This is a genomic window from Vibrio sp. LaRot3, assembly GCF_027587025.1.
GTDB lineage: Bacteria > Pseudomonadota > Gammaproteobacteria > Enterobacterales > Vibrionaceae > Vibrio.
In genome coordinates, this window is the sequence record NZ_JAPPTI010000003.1 from 157,899 (window position 1) to 182,797 (window position 24,899).

The 24,899-nt window shown below is 46.0% G+C and carries 19 protein-coding genes; 6 read left to right on the forward strand and 13 right to left on the reverse strand.

Annotation, left to right across the window (positions count from 1 at the left end; genetic code table 11):
* Positions 1-43: 43 nt before the first annotated feature.
* From OH461_RS09655 to OH461_RS09665, 3 genes are all read right to left on the reverse strand, one after another.
* Positions 44-1,177, reverse strand: a complete 1,134-nt coding sequence (locus OH461_RS09655; protein ID WP_270020416.1) for a glycerate kinase — start codon at positions 1,175-1,177, stop codon at positions 44-46.
* Between the two features lie 16 nt (positions 1,178-1,193).
* On the reverse strand, positions 1,194-2,459 hold the full coding sequence (locus OH461_RS09660) for a GntP family permease (protein WP_270020417.1): 1,266 nt from the start codon (positions 2,457-2,459) through the stop codon (positions 1,194-1,196).
* A gap of 135 nt (positions 2,460-2,594) precedes the next feature.
* Complete coding sequence (locus OH461_RS09665) at positions 2,595-3,746, reverse strand: sugar diacid recognition domain-containing protein (RefSeq protein ID WP_270020418.1); 1,152 nt, start codon at positions 3,744-3,746, stop codon at positions 2,595-2,597.
* Positions 3,747-3,818: 72 nt separating this feature from the next.
* Between OH461_RS09665 and OH461_RS09670 the strand changes: the two genes are divergently transcribed.
* From OH461_RS09670 to OH461_RS09695, 6 genes are all read left to right on the forward strand, one after another.
* The gene (locus OH461_RS09670) at positions 3,819-4,190 is read left to right on the forward strand and encodes a YacL family protein (protein WP_270020419.1); all 372 of its coding nucleotides are present in this window, start codon (positions 3,819-3,821) and stop codon (positions 4,188-4,190) included.
* 184 nt (positions 4,191-4,374) lie between these two features.
* The gene (glnK, locus tag OH461_RS09675) at positions 4,375-4,713 is read left to right on the forward strand and encodes a P-II family nitrogen regulator (RefSeq protein WP_004742633.1); all 339 of its coding nucleotides are present in this window, start codon (positions 4,375-4,377) and stop codon (positions 4,711-4,713) included.
* 23 nt (positions 4,714-4,736) lie between these two features.
* Complete coding sequence (locus OH461_RS09680; RefSeq protein ID WP_270020420.1) at positions 4,737-5,966, forward strand: ammonium transporter; 1,230 nt, start codon at positions 4,737-4,739, stop codon at positions 5,964-5,966.
* Positions 5,967-6,137: 171 nt separating this feature from the next.
* Positions 6,138-7,151 carry a Fe(3+) ABC transporter substrate-binding protein gene (locus OH461_RS09685; protein ID WP_270020421.1) on the forward strand — a complete coding sequence of 338 codons (1,014 nt, stop codon included), beginning with the start codon at positions 6,138-6,140 and terminating at the stop codon, positions 7,149-7,151.
* A gap of 95 nt (positions 7,152-7,246) precedes the next feature.
* Positions 7,247-8,875 (forward strand): ABC transporter permease, encoded by a 1,629-nt coding sequence (locus tag OH461_RS09690; protein ID WP_270020422.1) that lies wholly within the window; start codon positions 7,247-7,249, stop codon positions 8,873-8,875.
* On the forward strand, positions 8,875-9,906 hold the full coding sequence (locus OH461_RS09695) for an ABC transporter ATP-binding protein (protein ID WP_270020423.1): 1,032 nt from the start codon (positions 8,875-8,877) through the stop codon (positions 9,904-9,906). Before OH461_RS09690 ends, OH461_RS09695 begins: the two co-directional genes overlap by 1 nt.
* Before the next feature lie 68 nt (positions 9,907-9,974).
* On the opposite strand, the gene OH461_RS09700 is transcribed toward OH461_RS09695, so the two are convergent.
* The 10 genes from OH461_RS09700 to OH461_RS09745 all read right to left on the reverse strand — a co-directional run bounded on the left by OH461_RS09700 (position 9,975) and on the right by OH461_RS09745 (position 24,420).
* Entirely contained in the window at positions 9,975-11,387 is a 1,413-nt protein-coding gene (locus OH461_RS09700) for a phosphoglucomutase/phosphomannomutase family protein (RefSeq protein WP_270020424.1), read from the reverse strand.
* Between the two features lie 51 nt (positions 11,388-11,438).
* Positions 11,439-13,847: a GH36-type glycosyl hydrolase domain-containing protein gene (locus OH461_RS09705; protein ID WP_270020425.1), complete on the reverse strand. Its 2,409-nt coding sequence runs from the start codon at positions 13,845-13,847 to the stop codon at positions 11,439-11,441.
* A gap of 57 nt (positions 13,848-13,904) precedes the next feature.
* Positions 13,905-15,836: a beta-N-acetylhexosaminidase gene (locus OH461_RS09710; protein WP_270020426.1), complete on the reverse strand. Its 1,932-nt coding sequence runs from the start codon at positions 15,834-15,836 to the stop codon at positions 13,905-13,907.
* Between the two features lie 12 nt (positions 15,837-15,848).
* Positions 15,849-16,724, reverse strand: a complete 876-nt coding sequence (locus tag OH461_RS09715; RefSeq protein WP_270020427.1) for an N-acetylglucosamine kinase — start codon at positions 16,722-16,724, stop codon at positions 15,849-15,851.
* A 4-nt stretch (positions 16,725-16,728) separates the two neighbouring features.
* A complete protein-coding gene (locus OH461_RS09720; RefSeq protein WP_270020428.1) occupies positions 16,729-18,447 on the reverse strand; it encodes a glycoside hydrolase family 9 protein in 1,719 nt (572 codons plus the stop codon).
* Positions 18,448-18,525: 78 nt separating this feature from the next.
* A complete protein-coding gene (locus OH461_RS09725) occupies positions 18,526-19,521 on the reverse strand; it encodes an ABC transporter ATP-binding protein (RefSeq protein WP_270020429.1) in 996 nt (331 codons plus the stop codon).
* A gap of 45 nt (positions 19,522-19,566) precedes the next feature.
* The gene (locus OH461_RS09730) at positions 19,567-20,550 is read right to left on the reverse strand and encodes an ABC transporter ATP-binding protein (RefSeq protein WP_260259870.1); all 984 of its coding nucleotides are present in this window, start codon (positions 20,548-20,550) and stop codon (positions 19,567-19,569) included.
* 2 nt (positions 20,551-20,552) lie between these two features.
* A complete protein-coding gene (locus OH461_RS09735) occupies positions 20,553-21,578 on the reverse strand; it encodes an ABC transporter permease (RefSeq protein WP_260259869.1) in 1,026 nt (341 codons plus the stop codon).
* A gap of 2 nt (positions 21,579-21,580) precedes the next feature.
* Positions 21,581-22,567: an ABC transporter permease gene (locus OH461_RS09740; RefSeq protein WP_260259868.1), complete on the reverse strand. Its 987-nt coding sequence runs from the start codon at positions 22,565-22,567 to the stop codon at positions 21,581-21,583.
* Between the two features lie 170 nt (positions 22,568-22,737).
* Positions 22,738-24,420, reverse strand: a complete 1,683-nt coding sequence (locus OH461_RS09745; protein WP_270020430.1) for an ABC transporter substrate-binding protein — start codon at positions 24,418-24,420, stop codon at positions 22,738-22,740.
* Between the last annotated feature and the right edge of the window lie 479 nt (positions 24,421-24,899).

Consider the following 24,899-nt stretch of genomic DNA (forward strand, 5'->3'; position numbering starts at 1 on the left):
TGAATATTCAGCGGTTTTTTTTACCTTATTAACAGGCTTAGAGCTATTTTTGCATTTTGTAGATTGTTGCTACGTTGCGAGCCGTGATCTCTACATTCTCCGCTGCTTCTTTGAGTGCGGTGGCCAAATCAACTGAGCGATTAACGACCGCAAACACAGCATCGATACCATGCGCATGCACCACGCCACAATCAGCCGATAAACAACCCGCAATACCGATCACAGGTAGGTCGTATTGTTTGGCGCAACGTGCGACACCAATAGGGGTTTTACCATGAATGGTTTGGCTGTCGATACGTCCTTCACCTGTAATGACAAGATCGGCATCTTTTAACACATCACTTAGGTTTACCGCATCCATTACGATCTCGATACCCGGTCTAAGTTCTGCATCTAGCAGACCCAGTAAAGCCGCGCCCAATCCACCGGCTGCACCAGCACCCGCCATCTCTTTTACATCTTTGCCTAACTGCGTTTTCATGACCTCAGCATAGTGGCTTAAGTTATTGTCTAGCTGTTCGACCATCTCTGGCGTTGCCCCTTTCTGTGGGCCAAATACGTGAGAAGCACCTTTCGCACCGCATAGAGGGTTATCTACGTCACATGCCACCTCTAGGCGAACATTCGCTAAGCGAGGATCTAAATTAGAGGTATCAATGGTGGCTAGGTTAGCCAAAGCACCGCCGCCATGACCGAGCGGGTTACCCGCAGAATCTAGCATACGAATGCCTAAGGCTTGAGCCATACCTAAGCCACCATCGTTAGTTGCACTGCCGCCAATGCCGACAATGATGTGCTCTACGCCGCGCTCCAATACTGCGCGAATCAACTCGCCCGTACCGTAAGTGGTGGTTAGCAGTGGGTTGCGAAGCTCTGGCTCAACCAAATGCAAACCAGATGCTGCTGCCATTTCGATGATGGCCGTTTTGCCATCACCGAGTAGGCCATAAAAACCTTCTACTTGTTGGCCTAATGGACCCGTTACTTGATGATGGATGATCTCACCACCTGTCGCATCGACCAGTGATTGCACAGTGCCTTCACCACCGTCGGCCATCGGTAGTTTAATGTATTCCGCTTGAGGTAATACGTGTTGGAAGCCTTTTTCAATCGAAGTAGCCACTTCCATTGCCGTTAAGCTTTCTTTGTATGAATCAGGAGCAATTACAATTTTCATTTTTAACCTCAGAGCCTTATACAAACAGACCGAATACACCAAACATCATGACAGAAACGAATGCGATCATTAAGCCAACCGCTGATTCGTAAGGAATAAGTTTAAGACGCTCACGGATATCCATGTGGACAGCACCACCTGTTGCATGGAAGAAGCTACCGTGTGGCATGTGGTCTAGCACCGTTGCACCAGAGTGAATCATTGCCGCACCAGCAAGAGCCGGCACACCTAGTTCAAGAATGGTGTGGCTGAATACGTTAGAAGCAACAGCAGTACCTGCGGTAGTTGAAGCGGTTGCTAGCGACATCATCGCACCAGAAATCGGCGCCAGTAGGTATGAAGGTAGGCCTGACGCGGTAAGAATATTGATTAGGCCATCTTTTAGGCCAGAGTTTGCGATGATACCTGCAAGAGTACCGGTGCCCAGTAGCATTACCGCGACCGGTGCCATGCGGCTTAGGCCTGAGACTGCAAAGTGGTTAGTGTCTTTAAAGCGTCCCATCACGACGGCACCAATCAGACCACCAAGTGGTAGGGCAATCAGTGGATCAACGTTAATACCTGCGATAGGGCGTAGTGCGAGTAGTGCAATCGCAACGAGAGGTGCGATGATCGCAGCAGTAAAGGTAGGCAGCTTGCTGTGATCAACCGCGACAACTTCGCATTCTGCTACTTTAGAGCCTTTGTTCACTAAGCGTTTAGCGATGAAGTAAGCCAAGATAAGACCACACAGGCCCGGAACAACACCCGCAGCCATCACAGAAGTCAGTGGTACATCAAATGCGTCTGCCGCTGCAATCGCATTCGGGTTTGGAGACATTACGTTACCCGCTTTACCGCCGCCAACCATGGCAAGCAAAATTGCCGTTTTAGAAATGTCAGCACGACGAGCAATCGCAAGCGCGATAGGAGATACAGTAATAACCGCAACGTCAACAAACACGCCAACCGCAGTTAGAATCATAGTTGCGAGTGCCAGCGCCAGTAGTGCGCGAGTTTCGCCGACTTTCTTAACGATGGTTTCAGCGATAGAGGTTGCTGCGCCTGATTCAATCAGTACGCCAGCAAGCACACCAGCTGCAAGAATACGTAATACCGCGGTGACGATGCCTTGTGCACCACCAATCATTAAACCAACGGTATCAGTGAGCGATACACCACCAATAACACCACCGACTAGGGCACCAATGATCATGCCATATGCGGGCGGTACTTTTTTTAGAATTAATGCTATCGCGACGACGAGCGCTGCGAGAGCGCCGAGAGTAGAGACTTCAATCATGTTCTATTTCCAGAAGAAAAGTTGTAAGAATAATTTTTCGCCAAATATAGGGACTGAAGTAAAAGTCGTCTTTAGCCGTTATGACAAATAAAACACCAACAAATGGCAATGTTTTTGTGCGTTTGCACAAATTGGCTATTTTGTGTCGAATAAATTAATAGCAATATATAGCTGTAAAATGTCATTTAAGTTGTTGATACTTAAAGATGTAACGTGCTCTACTTTTTCTAGCCTGTATCTAAGAGTATTTCGGTGAATATGAAGTTTTTGGCAAGTCTGACATGCGTCACAATTTTGTACAAAATACTCAGTAAGAGTGCGGATTAATACTCCCTTAGTGTCATATTGTTTTAATAAATCATAAGGTTGGCGTAATTGTTCTGCCTTCCATGGTTCACTCAAAATGGAGCTCATTAATACTGGTAATTTATGATCTTGATAGAAAAAGACTTCTCCAGATTGAGCGCTAACGGATTGCATCGTGAGTTGCGCAGTTTCATAAGATTTGGCTAAACCATCAACCCCAGAAAAGAACTCACCAAGGGCGATTTTTATCGAGAAATTACTGAGTTTCTTCACTCGTTTTAGGAGTTGATTGATTCGCTTGGTTTCGGCTTGCTTTGACCAACCTGATTCAGTGAGAGAGATAGGCTTTAGTACCACAACTTCGTTTTTTGACACCGAAAGAATACCGACCAAATTATCTCGCTCTGGATATTCTAATAAATGCACCAATTGCTGTAAGTGTTCTAGTGAGAATGACTGATTTTTATCCGGAATGACTTTTACTACAGCGGCAATTCGAGGTTGGCTCAAATCCAGTTCTAGCCTTTCAGCGATCGTATTGAGTTGAGTATCGTTGAGCTTTGCACCTTGGATTAACTGTAATACCAACTCTTCACGATGACGTTTGTTCCATTCAACTTGTGACATCAATGCGGCTTGCTCAACGATCAGTTCAGCAGTCATTTTGACCAGCTCACCGTAGTGCTGCACGTGCTCGGGAGTACCTGAAATACCGATAACGCCAATAACTTGATCAAGATAGATGATTGGTAAGTTGATCCCCGGCTTTACCCCTTTAAGGTGCTGTGCGGTTGCTTCGTCAATCTCAACGACGCGATGTTCGGTAATCGCGAGCACCGCTCCTTCATGTTTTTGTTGCAATCTAGCCCGATCGCCCGAGCCAATAATTCGCCCTTTATCATCCATGACGTTAATCGAGTGGGGAATGATTTTCATGGTGCGCTCGACAATCTGACGGGCGATGGTCTCATTTAACTGCATAGAAGATTCGTTGGAGTGTTGCCGATAATTGGTCGATAATAGCACCGAGAAAACACATCCGTAGAGAAAAAGATGGACTACGAATTTAAAAAGAACACCTTAGAAGGCAATTACTATTGCCATTGCTCGATGGGGCATGAAATCGTGGGACGTTGGGTTCAGGAAGAATTAGGTACAGATGCAGACGCTATTGCTCAAGTGTTTGATTTGTTAGATCAAGCTAAGCAAAACGCAGTACAAGAGTATAAACGCATTGGCCGCGAAATCTCATTAATTGTATGTGGCGATGAAGTGGTCATTGAAGAGAATGTTCTCTCTCATGATAATGAACTCGAAGCGGATAGTGAGTTTGATCTGTACCAAAGCGAGAGCACCGCAAGTTGCGGAATGGAAGATTTTGTTGATCTGCTAGAGCAATGGCAGGCTTTCGTAAAACGTTTTTAGCACCATCAATGAGCAAAGCTCATTGAATGCTTTAAAGTTGGGAATAAGCGCACCAGGTTGGTGCGCTTTTTTTGTGCAAGTTTGATTGAAAATAACCACATTCTTTATAAAACAATGACTTATAAAGCTGGCACGCCACTTGGATTGTAAGGAGAAAACAACGAGAGCTTTGAGAGAGGACGCAATGAAACTAATCAACGCCATAATCAAACCATTCAAATTGGATGATGTACGTGAAGCACTAGCTGATGTGGGTATCGAAGGGATGACCGTATCAGAAGTAAAAGGATTTGGTCGCCAAAAAGGCCACACCGAGCTCTATCGTGGAGCAGAGTACCAAGTGGACTTCTTGCCAAAGGTGAAACTGGAGATCGCCACGCAGGCTGAAAACGTTGACCGTGTGATCGAGGCTGTCAGCAAAGCGGCTCATACCGGAAAAATCGGTGATGGAAAGATCTTTGTGTATGACCTAAGCCAAGCGGTACGTATTCGTACTGGCGAAATGGACGCAGAAGCACTTTAACTCTCAAGGATTGGAGATATCTCATGGAATTAGCATCAACAGTATCTGAACTTCGTTACGCACTCGACACCTTTTTCTTCCTCATTTCTGGTGCGTTGGTAATGTGGATGGCGGCAGGTTTTGCCATGCTAGAAGCGGGCTTGGTACGCTCGAAAAACACCACCGAAATTTTAACTAAAAACGTCTGTTTATACGCGATAGCGTGCACCATGTACTTAGTGGTGGGTTACAACATTATGTATGTCGATAACGCAGAAGGCAGCTGGCTTCCTTCATTTGGGGCGCTCATTGGCACGCAAGCCGAAGGGGCGGATCACTCTCTCGAGTCTGACTTCTTCTTCCAAGTCGTATTCGTGGCTACAGCCATGTCTGTAGTATCAGGTGCGGTGGCGGAACGTATGAAGCTTTGGTCTTTCCTTATCTTCTCCGCAGTTTTAACTGCCTTTATTTACCCAGTGGAAGGCTACTGGACTTGGGGCGGCGGCTTCCTTTCAGAGGCTGGATTCAGTGACTTTGCAGGCTCAGGTATCGTACACATGGCAGGCGCTGCCGCGGCACTAGCTGGCGTATTGTTACTAGGCGCTCGTAAGGGCAAATACGGTAAAAATGGTGAAATCTACCCAATTCCGGGTTCAAACATGCCACTTGCAACCTTAGGTACTTTTATTCTTTGGTTTGGCTGGTTCGGCTTTAATGGCGGCTCTCAGCTCATGGTGTCTGACTTCGAGAATGCGACTGCGGTAGGTCAAATCTTCCTAAATACTAATGCAGCAGCGGCGGCAGGTGCGATTGCAGCACTACTGGTATGTAAAACCACTTGGGGCAAAGCGGATTTAACCATGATTTTGAACGGCGCTCTGGCTGGCCTTGTAGCCATTACCGCTGATCCATTATCACCTTCTCCAGTGTACGCAGTGTCAATTGGTGCAGTGTCAGGTGCGCTTGTGGTATTTAGCATCATTGGCCTAGATAAGCTTAAGATTGACGATCCTGTGGGCGCGATTTCAGTGCACGGTGTGTGCGGTCTGTTTGGTCTAATGGTTGTTCCACTAAGCAACAGTGATGCAAGTTTTGCGACTCAGCTGCTTGGCGCAGCCGTCATCTTTGGCTGGGTATTCCTAGCAAGCTTAGTGGTATGGGGCGTGTTAAAAGCCACAATAGGCATCCGCGTATCAGAAGATGAAGAGCTGGAAGGTATGGACATGCATGATTGCGGTGTCGGTGCGTACCCTGAATTTGTGACGGTGAAATAATAAGCAAAGCGCTGTTTATATTCAAAAGACATAAACGGTTACAATATTTCAACTCAATAAACCTGCCCTCCGAGGCAGGTTTTTCATTTTTAAGAATTGTTTTCCCGAAGCACATGAATATAATAACGCGACTGATAAAAATTATCATTTAGAAAGTAAAGGATTAACACTATGAAAAAGCTGCTAACACTTTCAGCACTTGCATGTACTACTTTAGCCCCGACAGCAATGGCTGCTGAAGAAGTGAACGTATACTCTTACCGTCAACCTTTCCTAGTTGAGCCAATGTTCAACGAGTTCACTAAAGAGACAGGCATTAAAGTTAACGTTAAGTTCGCGAAAAAAGGTCTGGCTGAGAAGCTAGCTCAAGAAGGCGAGTACAGCCCTGCGGACGTAATCCTAACGGTAGACATCAGCCGTCTAGCGGAACTGACTAAACAAGGTCTAGTTCAAAAAGTAGATAGCGAAGTGCTAGAGAAAAACATCCCAGCTCAGCTTCAAGATGATGGCAACGAGTGGTTTGCGCTAACAACTCGTACTCGTAGTGTTTATTCTTCTCGCGACCGAGTAGGTAAACTAGGTGAAGACTTCACTTACGCTGACCTAGCTAAGCCTGAGTTCAAAGGTAAAATCTGTACTCGTAGCGGTAAGCACCCATACAACGTTTCTCTAATCTCTTCTATGATTGCTCATAAAGGCGAAGCTGAAACTAAAGCATGGCTAGAAGGCGTAAAAGCAAACCTAGCTCGTAAGCCTCAAGGCAACGACCGTGCACAAGTTAAAGCGATCAAAGAAGGTCTATGTGACGTTTCTCTTGGTAACAGCTACTACTTAGGTAAGATGGTAAACGACGCTGAGCAAAAAGCTTGGGCTGATTCTGTTTACATCAACTTCCCTAACCAGAAGACAACAGGTACGCACGTAAACATCTCTGGTATGGCGATGGCTAAGTACTCTCCAAACAAAGACAACGCAGTTAAGCTGATGGAATTCCTAGCTGGCGACCAAGCTCAAGGCATGTACGCTGAAGTAAACTACGAATACCCAGTTAAGCCAGGTGTTAAACCATCTGAGCTAGTTGCTTCTTGGGGTGAGTTCAAAGCTGATGACATCTCTCTAGATGAAATCGCAAATTACCACGCTGCGGCAATTAAACTTCTAGATGAAGTGAAATTTGACCTTTAATCTAGTCTAGAGGTATAACAACACCTTAACCTCTAAAAGGTATATGAGATGTATTTGTAAGCGCATTTACATCTTGTATATCTCACAGACTAGATATGAAAGAAAAGAATAATTTCTGGAAAACCAGCAGTGGAGCAGTGGCTCTGCTGCTGGTTTTGCCTATATTAGCGATATTTATTACCGCTTTCGGTGAGGATACAGAGCAGCTGTTTACTCACTTAATGAACACCGTCATGCCAACCTATATCTTTAACACGATTGCTTTGGTTGCGGGTGTTTTGCTGTTGTCATTGATTCTAGGCGTCCCGTCTGCATGGCTGATGGCCATGTGTCGTCTCCCTTCCGAACGTGTGTTGCAATGGGCTTTGGTTTTGCCTCTCGCCATGCCTGGCTACATTGTGGGTTATATTTTTACCGATTGGTTTGATTTTGCTGGCCCTGTACAGGTCTTATTACGTGATCTCACTGGTTGGCAGGCGAGAGAGTATTGGTTTCCTGATATTCGTACACTAGGCGGTGCGATTACCGTTTTATCCTTGGTGTTGTATCCATACGTCTATTTGCTATGTCGTGCTGCTTTTATGGAGCAGAACGTGTCGTTACTCCAGTCAGCTAGGTTGCTTAAGTGCTCGCCTTGGCAGAGTTTTTTCCGTATCTCTTTACCGCTAGCACGCCCTGCGATTGCGGTGGGCTTATCGCTTGTGGCGATGGAAACGGTTGGGGACTTTGGCACGGTAAGCTATTTCTCGGTTAATACGCTGACCACAGCGGTTTACGATACTTGGTATGGCTATAATGACTTACCAGCTGCAGCGAAGATCTCAAGTATTATGCTGATGTTCTTAGTTTTACTGCTATCTGCTGAGCGTTACAGCCGCCGTCGACAAAAGCTATTTCAAAATCAGTTCAGTAGTCGAGAAGATTTTCGTTATGAGCTGAAAGGCTGGAAAAAATGGTTAGCATTGACTTGGTGTTGGGGCTTAGTCGCAATAGCGTTTATTTTCCCGCTTGGTCAACTTTGTATTTATGGTTACAAGTATTTTGCTCAAAGCTGGACGCCTGAGTTTCAAGAGTTTGCAGTGAACAGCCTTTATGTATCTATTATTTCGGCATTAATTGCAGTTTCAATCGCTTTAGTCGTTAATTTTTTCTATCGGCTTCGTTCAGATCGTCTTGCGCTTGGGTTTATGCGTTTTTCATCGCTGGGATACGCAGTACCGGGAACAGTATTGGCGATTGGTGTCTTGGGCTCTAATTCTGTAATCGAACATTTGGTGAATGATACCGTGAAAGCCATGGGAGGAACGCCTCCGGGACTGTTTTTATCTGACACTATGTTTGCGATTATTTTTGCTATGGTGGTGCGCTTTTCCGCAGTAGCTATTGGCAGTATTGAAAGCAGTTTAAGTAAAGTTCCCCCTTCACTCGATATGGCAGCTAGAACTATGGGCTGCAAACCTAATATGATGTTGTTTAAGGTGCATCTACCTTTGATTCGTCGTGGTGCGTTGATTGCGGGTTTATTGGTGTTTATCGAGTCAATGAAAGAGCTTAATGCTGCATTGCTGCTGCGCCCATTCAACTTCGAAACATTGGCAACTTACGTGTATAACTTTGCTTCAGATGAGCATTTAGAACTGGCGGCAATGCCCGCTGTATTGTTAGTGCTGGTGGGCTTAATTCCACTGGTATTGGTTAACCGATCTTTGGAGCAGGTGCATTAATGAGCTGCGCATTATCAATCAACAATTTAACCTGCAAATACGATGAGCAGACTACGGTTCTTGAAGACCTCTCACTACAAGTAGAACAAGGCGAAATTGTCTGTCTATTAGGTGCCAGTGGTTGTGGTAAAACAACATTACTGAAAGCCATTGCTGGCTTGCTTCCGCTCAGCTCTGGCTCAATGAGTTTGAACTGCATGACCATTGATGATGGTAAAAACTGGTTACCACCAGAGCAGCGTAATATCGGCATGATCTTTCAAGACTATGCTTTGTTCCCTCATTTGACGGTTGAGCAAAATGTTGGCTTTGGTTTGCGCTCCGCATCACCGAGTGAGCGCGAGAGTAAAGTTAAAGAGATGCTTGAGTTAGTTCATTTATCTGAATTTGGCGATCGTTACCCGCATCAGCTTTCAGGTGGTCAGCAGCAACGTGTGGCGATAGCACGTTCGTTGGCTTACAAGCCTGACTTGTTGCTGTTGGATGAACCGTTTTCGAATATTGATACTCAGGTGCGACATGAGCTGATTGCTCAGATCCGCAGTATCTTTAAACAACAAGGCGTGACAGCTATATTCGTGACTCACAGTCGTGAAGAGGCATTCGCGTTTGCTGATAAGATGGCGGTCATGAACCGCGGGGTGATCGAGCAATATGGCACGGCTAGCGAGCTGTATTATCAGCCATCAAGTAAGTTTGTTGCGGATTTTCTTGGTGGCGGCAGTTATTTGGTCGCTAAGCGCATGTCAGAGAGCGAGTATGATACTGAATTAGGTGTAATTGAAGCGCATGCTCAGCAAGCGATAGACTTTAATGCCAGTTGTGAGTTGTTACTGAGACCGCAACATGTGCAAATCAGCGCGGCGGAAGAGAGCAGTGTGTATGTCACTGAGCAGCAGTTCATGGGTGATCATTGTCGCTATGTGATTAACGCCAATGGTAGCCACTTACTTGCCAGTTCTTCTGAGCCGTTAGAGATTGGTCAGGCGGTATCAGTAAAAGTTGAAACCCAAGGTGTGCTTGCGTTTTAGCTAAAAAAAGCCCGGCGTATAAGCCGGGCAAATGCTCTTCACCTATAGGGTGTAGGTGCTTGGTAAAGTTATAGTTTAAGGAAAGCTTTTACTTGTTCTACAACCTTCTCAGCGGTTGGTTGGTCTTCCATTTCTGCGAAGATACGCAGTAACGGTTCTGTACCAGAGAAGCGGGCGATGACCCAGCCACCATTCTTAAAGTAAACTTTTGCGCCATCTTCATAGCTCACTTTTTCGATTTCATAGTCAAACTCAGGTAGCTGTTTTTCTACGTAAATCTTATTGTAAAGCGTCTCTTTTTGCGCAGGCTTGAAGGTGCAATCACCTTCAGCTGTGTAGGCGTAGCCGTACTTGGTATAAATTTCATCCAATAGGTCAGACAGTTTCTTACCAGTTACTGAAATCATTTCTACTAATAGGCTTGAAGCAAACACCCCATCTTTACCCTTGATGTGTCCACGGATTGTAAGACCACCAGAGCTTTCACCACCGATGAGTGAATCATCCGCTTCCATTTGTGAACTGATGTGCTTAAAGCCTACAGGCACCTCAAAGCTCTTCTCGCCGTGATCAGCGGCAATCTTGTCAAGAATATGAGTTGTAGCAATGTTGCGTACTACTGAGCCTTTCCAGCCTTTGTATTCAAGCAAGTAGTAGTAAAGTAGGATCAGCACTTCGTTCGGGTGAATGAAGTTACCTTTCTCATCGATAATACCTAGGCGGTCAGCATCGCCATCGGTACCGATACCGATGTCGTAGCCTTCAGCTGCGACTAGGTGTTTTAGACGGTAAAGCGTTGCAGCGCTTGGTGATGGCATTAGGCCACCAAAATCAGGGTTTTTACCATCGTTGATTACGTCAACGTCACAGCGACCATTGATCAATACCGTTTGCAGCGCGTTTTTCGCTACGCCAAACATTGGATCGATCAGAACGCGAAGGTTGGCTTTTTTGATCGCTTCAATATCGATAGCATTGATGATCGAATCAACGAACTCGTTCATTGGGTTGATCGGTAAGATCAACTTGTCTGTCACTGCTTGCTCAAATTCAACGCTCTTAACTTGATCTTGAGAAAGCTGAGCGATTTGCTCTTCTACTTTCTTGGTGATCACTTCATCGGCATCACGGCCACCTTCAATGAAGATTTTTACGCCGTTGTAATCCGCAGGGTTGTGAGAAGCTGTAATACACGCAGAGTAAGCACAGCCCATCTCTTTTGCTTTGAACATGACAATCGGTGTTGGAACAAACTTGTCGATGAAGCTAACGGTTACGCCATTGGCAGCCAGTACTTCAGAGAACCAACGACCTGCTTTGTCAGATAAGAATCGACGGTCGTAACCAATAACAAAGCCTTTGTCTGCTACCGATTCTTGGTTGATGATGTTTGCCAGTGCTTGTGCGACAAGACGAACGTTATCTTTAGTGAACTCTTCACCAATAAAGGCGCGCCAGCCGCCCGTACCAAATTGAATCATGGGGGAATTCCTCGGGGAAAGAGGGCAACCATTGCTGGTTGCCCATGACGATTAGCCTAGAGTAACGATAACTTCGTTTACGCTGCCTTCTGCTTGTACAGGGACAGAAGCGCCAGTGATTTGCTCACCGTTAACCGTGATAGATTTAACGCCTTTACTTACTGAGTCAGGGTTTTGTACCTTGATGTTGTAAGTTGCGCCTAGCCATTGACGAGTTACCTCGAAACCAGGCCAGTCAGTTGGGATACATGGGTCAATAGTTAGACCATCGAAGCCAGTACGAACACCTAGAATGAAGTTCGTCACCGCAAAGTAAGCCCAACCAGAAGTACCCGTTAGCCATGGGTGGTTTGCACGACCATGGTCTTGGTGGTCACGACCCATAATGAACTGAACGTATGAGTATGGTTCAGCCACACGCTTTTCAATGATGTCGTTTTGGTTGTATGGGTTTAGTGCATCGTAGAACTTCATTGCACGGTCACCACGGCCTAGTTTTGCTTCTGCTACCCATGCCCATGGGTTCGGGTGAGAGAAGATTGCTCCGTTCTCTTTCACGCCTTGGTAAACGCGAGTAACAAAACCGATATCATCGTTTGGCGTTGCAAATGATGGTGAGTTTAGGTGTAGACCGTATTCAGAGAACAGGTTCTCATCAACCGCGTCCATCGCTTTTTCACCGCGCTCTTGAGAAACCGCACCAGAAAGAACCGCTAGTGTGTTTGACTCAAGGTGTACACGACCTTCAGCTTGTTGTGCTGTACCGATCTTGTCGCCATTTTTAGTTAGGCCACGGATGTACCAACCGCCTTCGTCATCCCATAGGTGCGTTTCACATGCTTCACGCACGTTCGCTGCCATTTCAGTGTATTTCTCTACGTCTTCTTGCTTACCTAGGAACTTCGCTAGGTCGATGAACTCTTGCAGAGCCCAGAAGTGTAGGAATGACACCATTGAAGACTCACCACCGCCTAGGTTTAGACAGTCGTTCCAGTCAGCACGAAGGCCTTTACAGATACCGGTTTGACCAACGTATTCAGCAGAGAAGTCTAGAGCTGCTTTCATGTGATCGTAAACGCTAGCGTCGCCGCCGTCTGCGTATGGAATCACTTCATCAAAGAACTTGTGCTCACCGGTTTCCATTACGTATTTACAGATGGTAGGTACTAGCCATAGGTGGTCATCAGAACAGGTATCTTCAATACCGTGGATCTTGTCGTCATCTGAAGGAGTAGGTACAACCGTTGGTGACTTAGACGGCTCAACGTCTGCTTTCTCTGGATCGAACCAATCTGGATCGAATAGGTGTAGACCGTAACCCGCTTTAACCTGACCACGCAGTAGGTCAACAATACGCTTGCGCGTCATCGCTGGGTTCGCGTGTGGTACTGAGATTGCGTCTTGTGCAGTATCGCGGTAGCCAAGACCAGTACGGCCGCCTACCTCGATGAATGATGCAAAGCGAGACCAAACCACACAGGTTTCTGCTTGGTAAAGCGTCCAAGCGTTGATCATGGTGTCTAGGCCTTCGTTTGGTGATTTCACTTGGAACTTGTCACAACGCTCGTTCCAGTGTTCTTTAATGCCAGCAAATGCCGCATCAACGTTAGCAAGGTCTTGGTACTTAGTACGTAGACGCTCACCGTTACCTTTACCAATACCTAGGATGTAAGCAAAGCGTACTTCTTCACCCGGTTGAATTGTGAATTGCTTATGTAGCGAACCACAGTGGTTGTAACAAGTTTGCGCCGTGTTGAAACACTTACCTTGCTCTACTGCTAGTGGGTTTGCTTCATCACGGTATAAGCCAAGGAAGCTGTCGCGTTGACCGTCGTATGAATCTGGGTCAAATGTAGATGCTAGGTAGTAGAAACCTTCGAAATCGTTGGTGTTGTAGTACAGGTCGTATTCAATCACACCATCTTTGTACTCAGTACCCGCAGAGTATAGAGACATCTGGTGGTTCTGGTTGTCAGATTGAATGTGGCTGAATGAGAACTCAACAAAAGAGAACGCACTGATAGTACGAGGTTTGTCTGAAGTGTTCTTAATCACAACATCCCAGATTTCTGCATCTTCACCTTTCGGTACGAACAGAGTCTTAGTTGCAGTGATGCCGCTGTACTCACACTTGAACTTAGAGTAAGACAAGCCATGACGAACTTCGTAGTTTGCTTCGTCTAGGCTTTTTGCAACTGGTTGCCATGAGATTGACCAGTAATCACCCGTCTCATCATCACGTAGGTAAACGTAGTGTCCTGGGCGATCGAATGTCGCGTTCGGACGGAACTTAGTCACGCGGTTGTACTCAGGTGAGTTGTAGAACGAGTAACCGCCCGCGTTATGAGAGATAACAGTACAGAATTTTTCTGTGCCCAAGTAGTTCGTCCATGGTGCAGGCACGTCTGGGCGTGTGATGACATATTCACGATTGTCATTATCGAAATAGCCGTATTTCATCTTAATTTCCTTTTTACCAAGCCACTCTAAGGTGGTTAAATTTTTAAGCTAGAAAAACTAATTGTTTGTTGATTGTTTCGATTTCCACGGATGACGGTATTTCACCTCTTGAAGATCTAGCAGAGGGAAGTGGCCTTTCAAACGTGATAAATAATCTTCCCAGTTACGCTGGGACTTGTTGGTCCAACACGCTTCAGACATTGCCGTTAAGCGTGGGAACATCATGTAATCCATACGCTCTTGGGTGGTGATAATTTCACACCAAAGCGCGCATTGAATGCCGAGAATTCGTTTACGAATTGGGTCGCTTTCTGGAACTTCTTGCAGAGGTTCGTAGCGATAAGCATTTTCTAAAGGAATGACCGCCGCCCAATCTACTCCCGGCTCGTCTGGTGAGTAGTCTTGTGTCATATCTAAGTAGGTCGATTGCGCAGGTTGCAAAATCACATCAAAACCTTGGCTAGCACAGTTGAGTGCTGCTTCTTCACTTAGCCATGAATAGATAACGGTATCTTTGCTTACCTTGTTACCGTGCTGAGCTTCTTCCCAACCCACCATACGTTTGCCTAAAAGCTGTAGGCGCTTTTCTGCGTAACGCAGTAGATGTCCTTGCAGCTCTTTGCTGTTTTGGTAACCGTGGTTTTCCATCAAGGCTTGGCAACTTGGGCTATTTACCCACACACCATCAGGTACTTCGTCCGCACCGATGTGTACCCAAGGTGATGGGAATAATTGAGCTACCTCTGTCAGTACTTTATCGAGGAACTCGTAAGTACCCACTAACGACGGAGAAATAACGTTGTCGGTGTAGTGTTGAATACTGCGGTACTGAGATTGGTCTGCTTCATCAAGTAACAGGTGAGGCAGCGCTTTTAGTGCCGCACGGCAGTGACCCGGAATATCAATTTCAGGGATGATGGTAATGCCGCGTTCTTCAGCGTAAGCGATGACTTCGCGCACTTCATCTTGGCTGTAGTAACCTTTGTGGACCGTGTTTAAGCTACTGAATTGAGGTTCGAGTAGTTTACCTGGACCGCGTTCGGAACCGATTTCAGTCAGCTCTGGGTAAGCCTTGATCTCTAAGCGCCAGCCTTCATCATCGGTTAGATGCCAATGGAACTGGTTAAATTTGTAGTGCGCCAAATGGTTGATAAGGCGTTTGACGCGCTCTAGTGGGTGGAAATGACGAGCACAATCCAACATCATGCCGCGGTACTTAAAGCGCGGAGCATCGGTCACCTTTATGTAAGGTATGCGCAACGTGTTGTCTTGCTCTGTCTTTACAACCAGTTGAATTAAGGTTGCACTCGCATGGACAAAACCAGCATGAGAACCCGCTTCAAGTCGAATACCACTGTTTGAAACGGTGAGTGAATACTCACCTTCGTCTAGGGTTGGGTTGTTACGAAATAGAATATCGCTGTGGCCAATTGGGCTTGCTTCGAAATTGTAAAGACTTTTTAGTTCGGTTTGCAGCCAAGTCGCTGCTTTCTCTGCTAGCGTGGCTTGCAGAGTAATCTGGCTTGTTGGCGTCAGTACATAGTGACCATCAAATGCCACCACCTTATTCGGGCGAGGAATGAGTGATAATTCCGCTCCATCCACTTCAGGGACTTCACTGCGCTGTCGGTAAGGCGAAGCGAGTGCAATTGGTGTAATGCTCACTGGGTGCTTCACATCATCATGCTCAATCACGAGCGCGTCTTTAAAGCCATCGGTATAGAAGCGTAATGGAGCGGTGTTGATGCTAAATTCACAGTAGAAGTGTTGGTTAGCAGGGAGAACTTCTACATCCGGTGTGACGGTGCAAAAGCTACCCACTTGCTTAATTTCACCATGAGTAAAGCTATCGGGAAGAATATAACGATCGATAATAAACTGCAGTTTCCAATCAACCAGATCTTGGTCTGAAAGGTTGTGAAGCGTTATACCAAAACGGCAATGCTGTTTTTGTTCTGAGAGAACGGTTAGGTCAACGCGATAGCTCATATCTACAAATCCTTAATACAGATTATGCTCTGGCTTACCAGCAAACATAATCGCACCTTCAATTGCATCGAATTGAGGTTTTACGATCCATTGTTGTACTGGAGGGGAGAGCCAATCTTGAATGCGTTCTGCGATGCTACCCATTAGACAGATGCGTGTAGCACCTTTCTTATTCAAGGCAATGAGGAACATCTCGATATCTGCCGCAGTTTGCTTCAGCATTGAAATTGCTAAAGGGTCACCTTGGTAAGCGTGTTGGAAAATAGCGGGAGAGAACTGTCCGTAATCTTTAGGGATTGCGCCTTTAGACCACTCAACAATCGCATCGACATCATTATCAAAATGATTAAGAACGTGCGCTGCAAGTGGGGTTTTCTCTACAATGCCATCGTAAGCCAGCAAAACTTGCTGAATAAGGCGAAGGCCCATGACGGCGCCGCCACCTTGATCTGAAATTGGAAATTCACGACCGCCGACAACATGTTGCTGACCACCTTCAAGGTAGATGCCACATGAGCCTGTGCCGCCAATCATGATTGCGCCATCATCGCCATTGTGTGCACCAATACATGCACCATAGGCATCGGTATTAAGTGTCATCGAAGCAAATGGATGGGAAAGCGCCATGAATTTTTGCCATGAACCTTTGTGCTCAGCGCCTGCTAGAGCCAGGCCTACGTGCATATTGGCAAAATCTTGTTCGGTTAGCCCGCCTTGTTTCGCGGCTTCAGTAATGGCTTCTACAATGGATGCCATTGCAACTTCGGCGCCCAGCATAATGTTGGCGCTGCCGCTTTTTGCTTCGCCAATAAGGTTGTTTTGTTCGTCGCGGATGCGTGCGCGGCAAGATGTGCCGCCACCGTCGATACCAATTCGGTACAGAGTCATGGGATTAGTCCTCTAAGCTGTCAAAGTGATTGAATTGACAGATGATCGCGAGCAAATACCACGCTCCATGAGGGATCCATTGCTCACCCCATCGCCAGTTCTGCAACATATCATCTTTCTGGCCCGGAGGGTTGAAGGCAATGTCTTCCTCGTCCTCAAATCCGCCTGTAATACCGTTGCAAACACCACCTTTGGCATTAAAGAAGCCTAAGTGAGGTAAATAATCAGGGTTGTTTTGGCCGAAACCATCCAACATACACATGTTGTAAGGGTTATGACCGACAATCCAGTTCAAAGCGTTTTGAGCAAACTGCGCGAGCTGTTTTTGCTGCTCGCCATCTTTGGTGTGATTTTGAGCTAGGTAAGCCATGCTTGCCAAAGAGCCTAAACGTGCGTTTTCACCCTGCCACCAATAACCTGACTCGTTGTCGTGAGCGACGAAGAACGCCTCACGTTTTTCCCCGTTAACGGGTTTGACGTATTGACGTGGGTAGCCAAATGGGTTCGCAGCGTTATTGGTGATAGTGAGCTCAAAGTCGATCGCTTGAGCGACAACTTGTTTGGTTGCTTGATAAGCCTCACGATCACTTTCAATCGAGAGGTATTCACACAAAGCAATAACAGGTAAGCCTGCTTCTGCTGCGTGGAAGTATGGACGAGAGCCATCAGTATTGGCTGCCCAGTAATGTGCTACCTCAGAATCTGAGGTTTGACGAGCCGCTAGACGATCTGCCCAGCGACGAGATTCAATAAGATATTTTTCATCTTGCGTTGTGCGGTACAGCTCTACAGCTGCAAGCAATGCGCAGTACTCATCAATGATGTTTTCTTCTCCATCATTGAGGTATTGAGAGTTGTTTTCTTGTAAGTGCCAGTAGCCAGTTTCTGCCGCTTGTAAGTAGTCTGCACTAGAGAACTCTCCGCTCACATCTAGGCGAGCTGCTGAAGCTAAAGCTGCAATTGATACACCGCCACCTTGGCGGAAGGCTGCTTGGTAATCATCAGATTTATGACCGTCTTGAGTTGCGTAAGCGCAGATTTCGCGTTGATTAATGTCTTTCGACCATTTGTCGAATACGGTCATGTAGAAGAAGCCAGCTTGGTTTTGCATGCGTACCAAGAAGTCTGCGCCAAATAGTGCTTCTTCTGTCAGGCGAACTTGTGAATATTTAGCGAATTTTTCATTCTCACCCAGTAGCTCTAACCCTTTTAGCATGTTCCAAACCACCATCGGGATTTGTTGCGGGTTGAGGTAATTGGCGTAAGAGAGGTGGCTTAAGTATTTGCTTACGTCGCCAGAAGCGTCATACCAACCGCCATGAACGTCAGCGGTTTGATCGCTACCTAGCAATGGCGCTTGGCGATCTTGCTTATCGAAGATGCCACCACAGCGCTGTGATTTGAAGTAGTGCAACACATCAGAGAAAGTCTGTTGCATTAGAACGCCGCTACCGATTTCAAACTCATCTGAGCGAACATTGTCGACTCTTAGGTAGTAATTGCCCTGCGTGTTAAAAACAGAAAAATCAATGCGAAAAAAATACCCTTGGTGCCAGTTGGCGACTTTAGTGCCTTTCTCGACATCTAATGTCGCTACAGTTTGATGACTATCCGCACACACCAGTAAGGCAGTGGATGTAGACAAGCGTGGCTTCTTGGTCATCAAAATAGCCTGCTTAGGCCCAAGGGATTCGTAACCAATATGGTTAGTGATTAGCAGCATTGATATCTCCGCAAAAAATCTGTCTGTAGCTGTAAGGAAAGAGATTGAGCCAAGAGACCTCTCTTGGCTCGTTGTTGCTTAGTTTTCGTATAGGTAACAGCGTACAAAGTGGTTGTCAGACAACTGTGTTACGCCTGGTAGGCGTTCACGACATTTGTCGGATGCTTGCTGACAACGACCTGCAAATGGACAACCTGCTGATTCTGGTGTCCAAAGAGGGATTTCACCCTTGTTACCTTTCAACTTCTCGTGGATCGATTTACTTGGATCCGGTACCGCAGAAACCAATAGCTGCGTATATGGGTGTTGAGGATCGTGAATGATCTCTTCAGTATCACCCCATTCAACCATGTGGCCCACATACATAACCGCTAGGTCTTCTGCAATGTAACGAGCTGTCGCGATATCGTGCGTGATGTAAAGTAGAGACATTTGCTTCTCAAACTTCATCTCTTCCATCAGGTTAAGAACACCTGCACGAATCGATACGTCTAGCATTGAGGTTGGTTCGTCCGCCAATACGACTTCTGCACCTACCGCGATGTTACGTGCAAGGTTTACACGCTGACGCTGACCACCAGATAACTGGTGAGGGAATTTCTGTGCAGTTTCTTTTGGTGGAATCAGACCAACTTGTTCAAGTAGGTCGTACACACGCTCTTCAAGTTCCTTCTTATTGCCCGGTTTGATCTTCTTGTGAATAAGAAGCGGACGTGCGATATGGTGGAAAATGTTGTGCGTAGGGTTTAGCGAGCCAAACGGGTCTTGCCAAACCATTTGCACGCCTTCACGGTAGTGCATCAAATCGCTTTTAGAGTTGATGTCTAGAATGTCGCGGCCTTTGTACTCAATCGTACCTGAGGTTGGCGCGTACATTTTTGCAATCATCTTAGCGGTGGTTGATTTACCTGAGCCTGATTCACCTACTACGGCTAAACCACGGCTTTTGTACATCTTGAATGACACGTCATTGATCGCACGCATCATTGGTTGTTTTAGGGCATTACTGTTGATAGGGAAATCTTTGACAAGATTCTTACCTTCAACCAGTAGTTCGCCGAAATCTTTGCTCATAATTGTCTCCAGAATAATTTTATTTTTGCTTATTTTTTGACATTGCTAGATCTTGGTCTGGGCAATTGGCTCACCGTAAAGGTGGCAGTTTGAGAAGCGATTTGGCTCAATCTGTCTCAACTGAGTTTGCACCTGAGTACATTTCTCATGTACACGGTCGCAACGAGCTTGGAAACGACAACCTTGTGGTACTTCAAGTAGGTTTAATGGGTTACCCGGAATACCAGTAAGTTTCGTTTTTGGGCCAGTCAGTGGAGGGAATGAGCTACCCAAGCCCTTGGTGTAAGGGTGGTATGGGCTAGTTAAAATTTCCTTCGACGGAGCAACTTCGATCAACTCACCTGAGTACATAATGCCGATACGGTCTGAGAACTCGACCATCAATGAAAGGTCGTGAGTAATAAACAGAATCGAGAAACCGAACTCTTCTTTTAGTGCGTAGATCTTTTGTAGGATTTCACGTTGAACCACTACGTCTAGTGCTGTAGTTGGTTCATCCATGATGATCATTTTCGGGTTAAGAGCGAGCGCGATAGCGATAACTAGGCGCTGACGCATACCACCAGAGAATTGGTGAGGGTAGTCAGTCAGACGGCTAGGGTGAATATCTACAATTTCAAGTAGACCTTCAGCACGCTTACGAGCTTGCTCACGAGTCATGTTCGTGTGACGCATAATTACGTCACAGAACTGCTCTTCCATAGTCAGTACAGGGTTGAGCGCGTTCATCGCGCTCTGGAACACCATAGACATCTCGCTCCAGCGGAACGCTTGCATGCGTTCGTCGCTGTATTTGAGGATATCTTCACCATTGAAGATAACCTCACCACCAGTGATAAACGCTGGCGGCTTATGTAGACGCATTAGTGAGAAGGCTACAGTTGATTTACCACAGCCAGACTCACCGGCAAGGCCAAAGACCTCGCCCGGTGCAATATCAAAGCTTACGTTGTTACAGGCGCGGACATCGCCCGCTTCTGTAATGTAGTCAACGCAAAGGTTGCGGATAGAAATTAGTGGTGCAGTCATGATTATTTATCTCCGCTCCAAAGTGCATTTTGTGGTGGTAGCTCAGGCTCACGTTCTTCTTTGTCTTGCGCTGCAAGTTTCTTCCAGCGTTTCATACCTTTGTGAGAACGTAGCTGCGGGTTAGCAATTTCATCAACCGCGAAGTTAAGTAGAGCTAGACCAGTCATCAGTAGAATCAGCGCCATACAAGGTGCTAGTAGTTCCCACCATGCGCCAATTAGCATTGAAGAAGACGTTTGTACGTTGTACAGCATGATGCCCCAGCTCACTGTGTTCGGGTCACCTAGACCTAGGAACGAGATAGTCGCTTCCATCATGATTGCGTACATAACCGAGCCGATGAAACTTGCACCCACGATAGGGATAAGGTTTGGCAAGATTTCAACGAAGATGATGCGCCATGAAGATTCACCAAGAACTTCAGCGGCTTTAACAAACTCTTTTTCACGTAGGGCAAGTGTTTGGGAGCGTATTACACGAGCACCCCATGCCCAGGCTGTAAAGCCGATAATCAAGGAGATTGTCAGTGGCCCTGCCTCACCGATGAAGGCTGCCAATACAAACAGTAGTGGATATTGCGGAATAACCAGCATGATGTTCATGGCTGCAGTTAACACATCGTCCACTTTGCCGCCAAAGTAACCAGCTGAAATACCAATGATGGTTGCTAGGAAACATACTGTGATACCAGCACCGAAACCTACTGCTAGCGATACGCGAGCACCGTGTACGAATTGAGACCAAACGTCACGACCCATACGTGTTGTACCCATCACGTGATCTGCTTTTTTAGACATAATCAGAGTACGGCGGTCATCTGCAAGGTTTGTCGCTACCCAACCATCTGGGCTGCTTTGCGCTAGTTTAACGACTGGCGCAGGGTATTCATGTGGGTTACCTGTACGTTTGTCTGGCGCATGTTTTGCTAAAAACGGTGCAAACAGTGCAATGAACAGGAAAAGAGCAAGGATAATACTACCCGTAAGTGCCATCGGGTTATTACCGATGAGTTTTAGGAAACCTTTCATGATTATTTGCCTCCCTTACGTAGGCGAGGGTCTAGAACAACGTATAGCATGTCTGCTAGTAGGTTAAAGAACAGCATGAACAGAGTCATGATTAGTAGCTGACCTTGAAGTACTTGGTAGTCACGCGCTTTAATCGCGTTGAACAGTACTGAACCTAGGCCTGGGTAGTTGAAGATGATTTCGATGATTAGCTGACCACCGATTGCCATGCCTAGTGCCATTGAAAGCGCGGTTACACTTGGAAGCATCGCGTTACGTGCAGCGTAGTTGAATACAACACGTTTTTCGTTAAGGCCTTTACCCTTCGCCATGGTGATGTAGTCTTCCGCTAGCAAGTTAATCATGTTGTTACGCATGTTAACTAGGAAACCACCAATCTGAACGATAGTTGCACAGAATAGAGGGAGTACAGCGTGGTAACTTACGTCTTTAATGAATTCCCAGCTTGTCCAGTCAGGCGTGGTGCCCGGTGTATATGCGTAGCCAGTTGGGAACCATTTAAGGCCGATTGCAAAGGTAAATAGTGCGATCATCGCGATTACTACCTGAGGAACGGCTTGTACAACAAGCATGCCCGGAGTAACAAATGCATCGTATTTGCTACCGCGTTTCCATGCAGCGTAGATACCAAGAATTGAACCAAGCGAGAACGAGATAATTACAGCAGTACCTGCTAGGAATAGTGACCAACCAAATGCACCACCTAGAAGTTTGTTTACTGATAGAGGGTAGAATTGAATCGAAGTACCCAGTTCCCAGCTTAAAATATTTTTCATGTACGCAATGTACTGAACAAATAGGCCGCCATCGACGAAACCTAGTAGTTCTTTCATTGCTGCGATACGTTCAGGTGTTACCTGAACTGAAGCATTCGCGAACATCATGGTAACTGGGTCACCTGGCATCGCTCGCGGAATAATAAAGTTTAGTGTTGCCGCAACTAAAAGGGCGACAAGATAAAATGACAAACGTCTTAAAAAATAACCCATAACTTACACCTTACACACCCAGATTTTCCCTGTTCCTGGTTTCAGGACGCTCCTAGCGAACTACAAAATTGAGCGTAGATAATCCCCTGACGACGAGCGCCATATCTAAACTAACGAGAGTGGGGGGATTAAGCGGCGTACTGAACGTACGCCGCAAGATTAAACGTCGATTACTTAACTGGTTTTAGGTCCAGTACGTGAAGTAGACGCTCTGGGATACCGTCCCAAATGTTTGGACGACCCTTAGGATTTTCTTCGTTCCACCAACCAGTAAAGCGAGTTGTGTTGTATTGGAACATGTATGCACCAGACATTACTGGAACAGTTACTTGGTCAGCTGCAATGATCTTCTGAATACCGTGAGCGATTTCCATCTGCTCCGCTTTATCAGCAGTTTTGTAGAAGCTGTTTAGTAGGCTGTCTAGCTTGTCGTTTTTGTAGTAGTGCATTGCGAAACGTGGCATACCGTCACCAGACTGAAGCGCTGAGTTGTAGCCGCTGTTCCAGTATAGGTGTGGATCCGCACCGTGGAAGTAGTTAGTGTAAGCAACGTCATATGTTGCTTCTAGCATCGCTTGGTTGTACACAGAGAAATCTGGAGTACGTGCTTTCGCTTTGATGCCTACTTCTGCTAGTTGCTCAACTGCAAGTTGAACTGTGTTGTTGAAGTCAGTCCAGCCGTTTGGAGATTGAACTAGAAGCTCGAATGGCTTACCAGATGGAGAATCAACGAAACCGTCTTTATCTACATCTTTGAAACCAGCTTTCGCTAGAAGTTCTTTAGCGCCTTCAACGTTGTACGTGTTGAAACCTTTGTACTTGTTGTGAGTCGCTTCATCAGACCAAGGTTTGAATGCGTAACCTAGACCAGATGCGAAGTCATTCACTGTACCGCCACCGTAGAATGCGATGTCGATGATAGTTTGACGGTCAAGAGCCATTGAGAACGCGCGACGGAAGTCAACGTTAGTTAGTACTTCGTTCTTAACAGGATCTGGGTGTTTGAAGTTAACAACAAACGCCTGAGTACCTGATGGCGGGTACCAGTACTGGTGGTTAGGACTTGCTGCTGCGTAAGTACGGTCGATGTCAGGAATGAACGAAGAAGTCCAGTCCATTTCGCCGTTTACAACTTTACCTAGGAACTGGTCGTTGTTCGCGATTTGAGGAACGCGTAGACAATCAACGTCTAGGTTATCAGCATCCCAGTATTTAGGGTTAGCACACTGAAGGTATAGTTGTGGAGTAAAGTTAGCGATTTCAGTGAACGGGCCAGTACCTACTGGTTGCTCGTTCATGAATGTTGCTGGATCTTTCACTTTAGCCCAGATGTGTTCTGCTACTACAGGAACCTTAACGATTTCGTAAGGAGCGTTTGAGTTAGCTTCTGAGATGTAGAACTTAACTTGGTAGTCGTTAAGTTTTTCAACTTTAGTTACCCATGCGTTGATACCAGATTGGTCTAGCTCAGGCTTCTCTTTAACTAGGTTGAAAGAGTACATAACGTCGTCTGCGTTGAATGCTTCACCGTCAGACCAAGTTACGCCTTTACGTAGATCAAATGTAACGCTCAATAGGTCGTCAGCAATTGTGAAGTTCTCTGCTAGACGGAATACAGGAGTGTTACCGTGCATTTCATTGAATACTACTAACGGCTCGTAGATGAAGTCACGAGTAGTATGAAGGTTAGTAGCACCTAGGTACGGGTTAAAGTTACGTACGAAAGTTGTGTACTCTTTAGGGTGGATCGTTAGTTCACTTTTCTCAGCTGCAGTTGCTACTGACGCAAAGCCAGTTGTAGCTGTTGCGATAATTGCTGTTGCTAGTGCTGTTTTTTTAATGTTGGCAAGCATAGCTGTTCCTTACTATTTGCTTTCATTTCACTTATGGATACGAATGTTATCAATTGATGAACACTCCTCTAAGGCCTACCTCAATGCTCGTTTAAAAACTTCGGAGGAAAGTTAGTAAACATGAGTGGCCTGTAGGCCTTAGGCATAGCTAGAAGACACCGAAAACGATTGTTTAGCAATTGGCATTCCCGTTAAAAACGTCAAAACATATCATCATCTCGTCAATAACGTTAATTAACGTTGGTTTTGCGCAAATTTGGTTAAAAAACACACTTTGAACCAGGTCGCATATATCCGGTGGTGACAATGCTTAAGTTAGTGGTCGCTTACCTTTTGGGTTTTGATTTTTAAGTTGTTTGAATGGTTGGTTTTTATCTGAGATCTTCATCACTAGCCAGTTTTGAGGTTATTTTCTCACGCTAATTTAAAACTGCCGAATTGTTGTGAGTGGCCTCTCAATATCGATTCAAAAATGCACA

Excerpts from the sequence above, each read along its gene's own strand:
- OH461_RS09655 (WP_270020416.1), bottom strand. The coding sequence starts at position 1,177 with ATGAAAATTGTAATTGCTCCTGATTCATACAAAGAAAGCTTAACGGCA.
- OH461_RS09660 (WP_270020417.1), bottom strand. The coding sequence starts at position 2,459 with ATGATTGAAGTCTCTACTCTCGGCGCTCTCGCAGCGCTCGTCGTCGCG.
- OH461_RS09665 (WP_270020418.1), bottom strand. The coding sequence starts at position 3,746 with ATGCAGTTAAATGAGACCATCGCCCGTCAGATTGTCGAGCGCACCATG.
- OH461_RS09670 (WP_270020419.1), top strand. The coding sequence starts at position 3,819 with ATGGACTACGAATTTAAAAAGAACACCTTAGAAGGCAATTACTATTGC.
- glnK (WP_004742633.1), top strand. The coding sequence starts at position 4,375 with ATGAAACTAATCAACGCCATAATCAAACCATTCAAATTGGATGATGTA.
- OH461_RS09680 (WP_270020420.1), top strand. The coding sequence starts at position 4,737 with ATGGAATTAGCATCAACAGTATCTGAACTTCGTTACGCACTCGACACC.
- OH461_RS09685 (WP_270020421.1), top strand. The coding sequence starts at position 6,138 with ATGAAAAAGCTGCTAACACTTTCAGCACTTGCATGTACTACTTTAGCC.
- OH461_RS09690 (WP_270020422.1), top strand. The coding sequence starts at position 7,247 with ATGAAAGAAAAGAATAATTTCTGGAAAACCAGCAGTGGAGCAGTGGCT.
- OH461_RS09695 (WP_270020423.1), top strand. The coding sequence starts at position 8,875 with ATGAGCTGCGCATTATCAATCAACAATTTAACCTGCAAATACGATGAG.
- OH461_RS09700 (WP_270020424.1), bottom strand. The coding sequence starts at position 11,387 with ATGATTCAATTTGGTACGGGCGGCTGGCGCGCCTTTATTGGTGAAGAG.
- OH461_RS09705 (WP_270020425.1), bottom strand. The coding sequence starts at position 13,847 with ATGAAATACGGCTATTTCGATAATGACAATCGTGAATATGTCATCACA.
- OH461_RS09710 (WP_270020426.1), bottom strand. The coding sequence starts at position 15,836 with ATGAGCTATCGCGTTGACCTAACCGTTCTCTCAGAACAAAAACAGCAT.
- OH461_RS09715 (WP_270020427.1), bottom strand. The coding sequence starts at position 16,724 with ATGACTCTGTACCGAATTGGTATCGACGGTGGCGGCACATCTTGCCGC.
- OH461_RS09720 (WP_270020428.1), bottom strand. The coding sequence starts at position 18,447 with ATGCTGCTAATCACTAACCATATTGGTTACGAATCCCTTGGGCCTAAG.
- OH461_RS09725 (WP_270020429.1), bottom strand. The coding sequence starts at position 19,521 with ATGAGCAAAGATTTCGGCGAACTACTGGTTGAAGGTAAGAATCTTGTC.
- OH461_RS09730 (WP_260259870.1), bottom strand. The coding sequence starts at position 20,550 with ATGACTGCACCACTAATTTCTATCCGCAACCTTTGCGTTGACTACATT.
- OH461_RS09735 (WP_260259869.1), bottom strand. The coding sequence starts at position 21,578 with ATGAAAGGTTTCCTAAAACTCATCGGTAATAACCCGATGGCACTTACG.
- OH461_RS09740 (WP_260259868.1), bottom strand. The coding sequence starts at position 22,567 with ATGGGTTATTTTTTAAGACGTTTGTCATTTTATCTTGTCGCCCTTTTA.
- OH461_RS09745 (WP_270020430.1), bottom strand. The coding sequence starts at position 24,420 with ATGCTTGCCAACATTAAAAAAACAGCACTAGCAACAGCAATTATCGCA.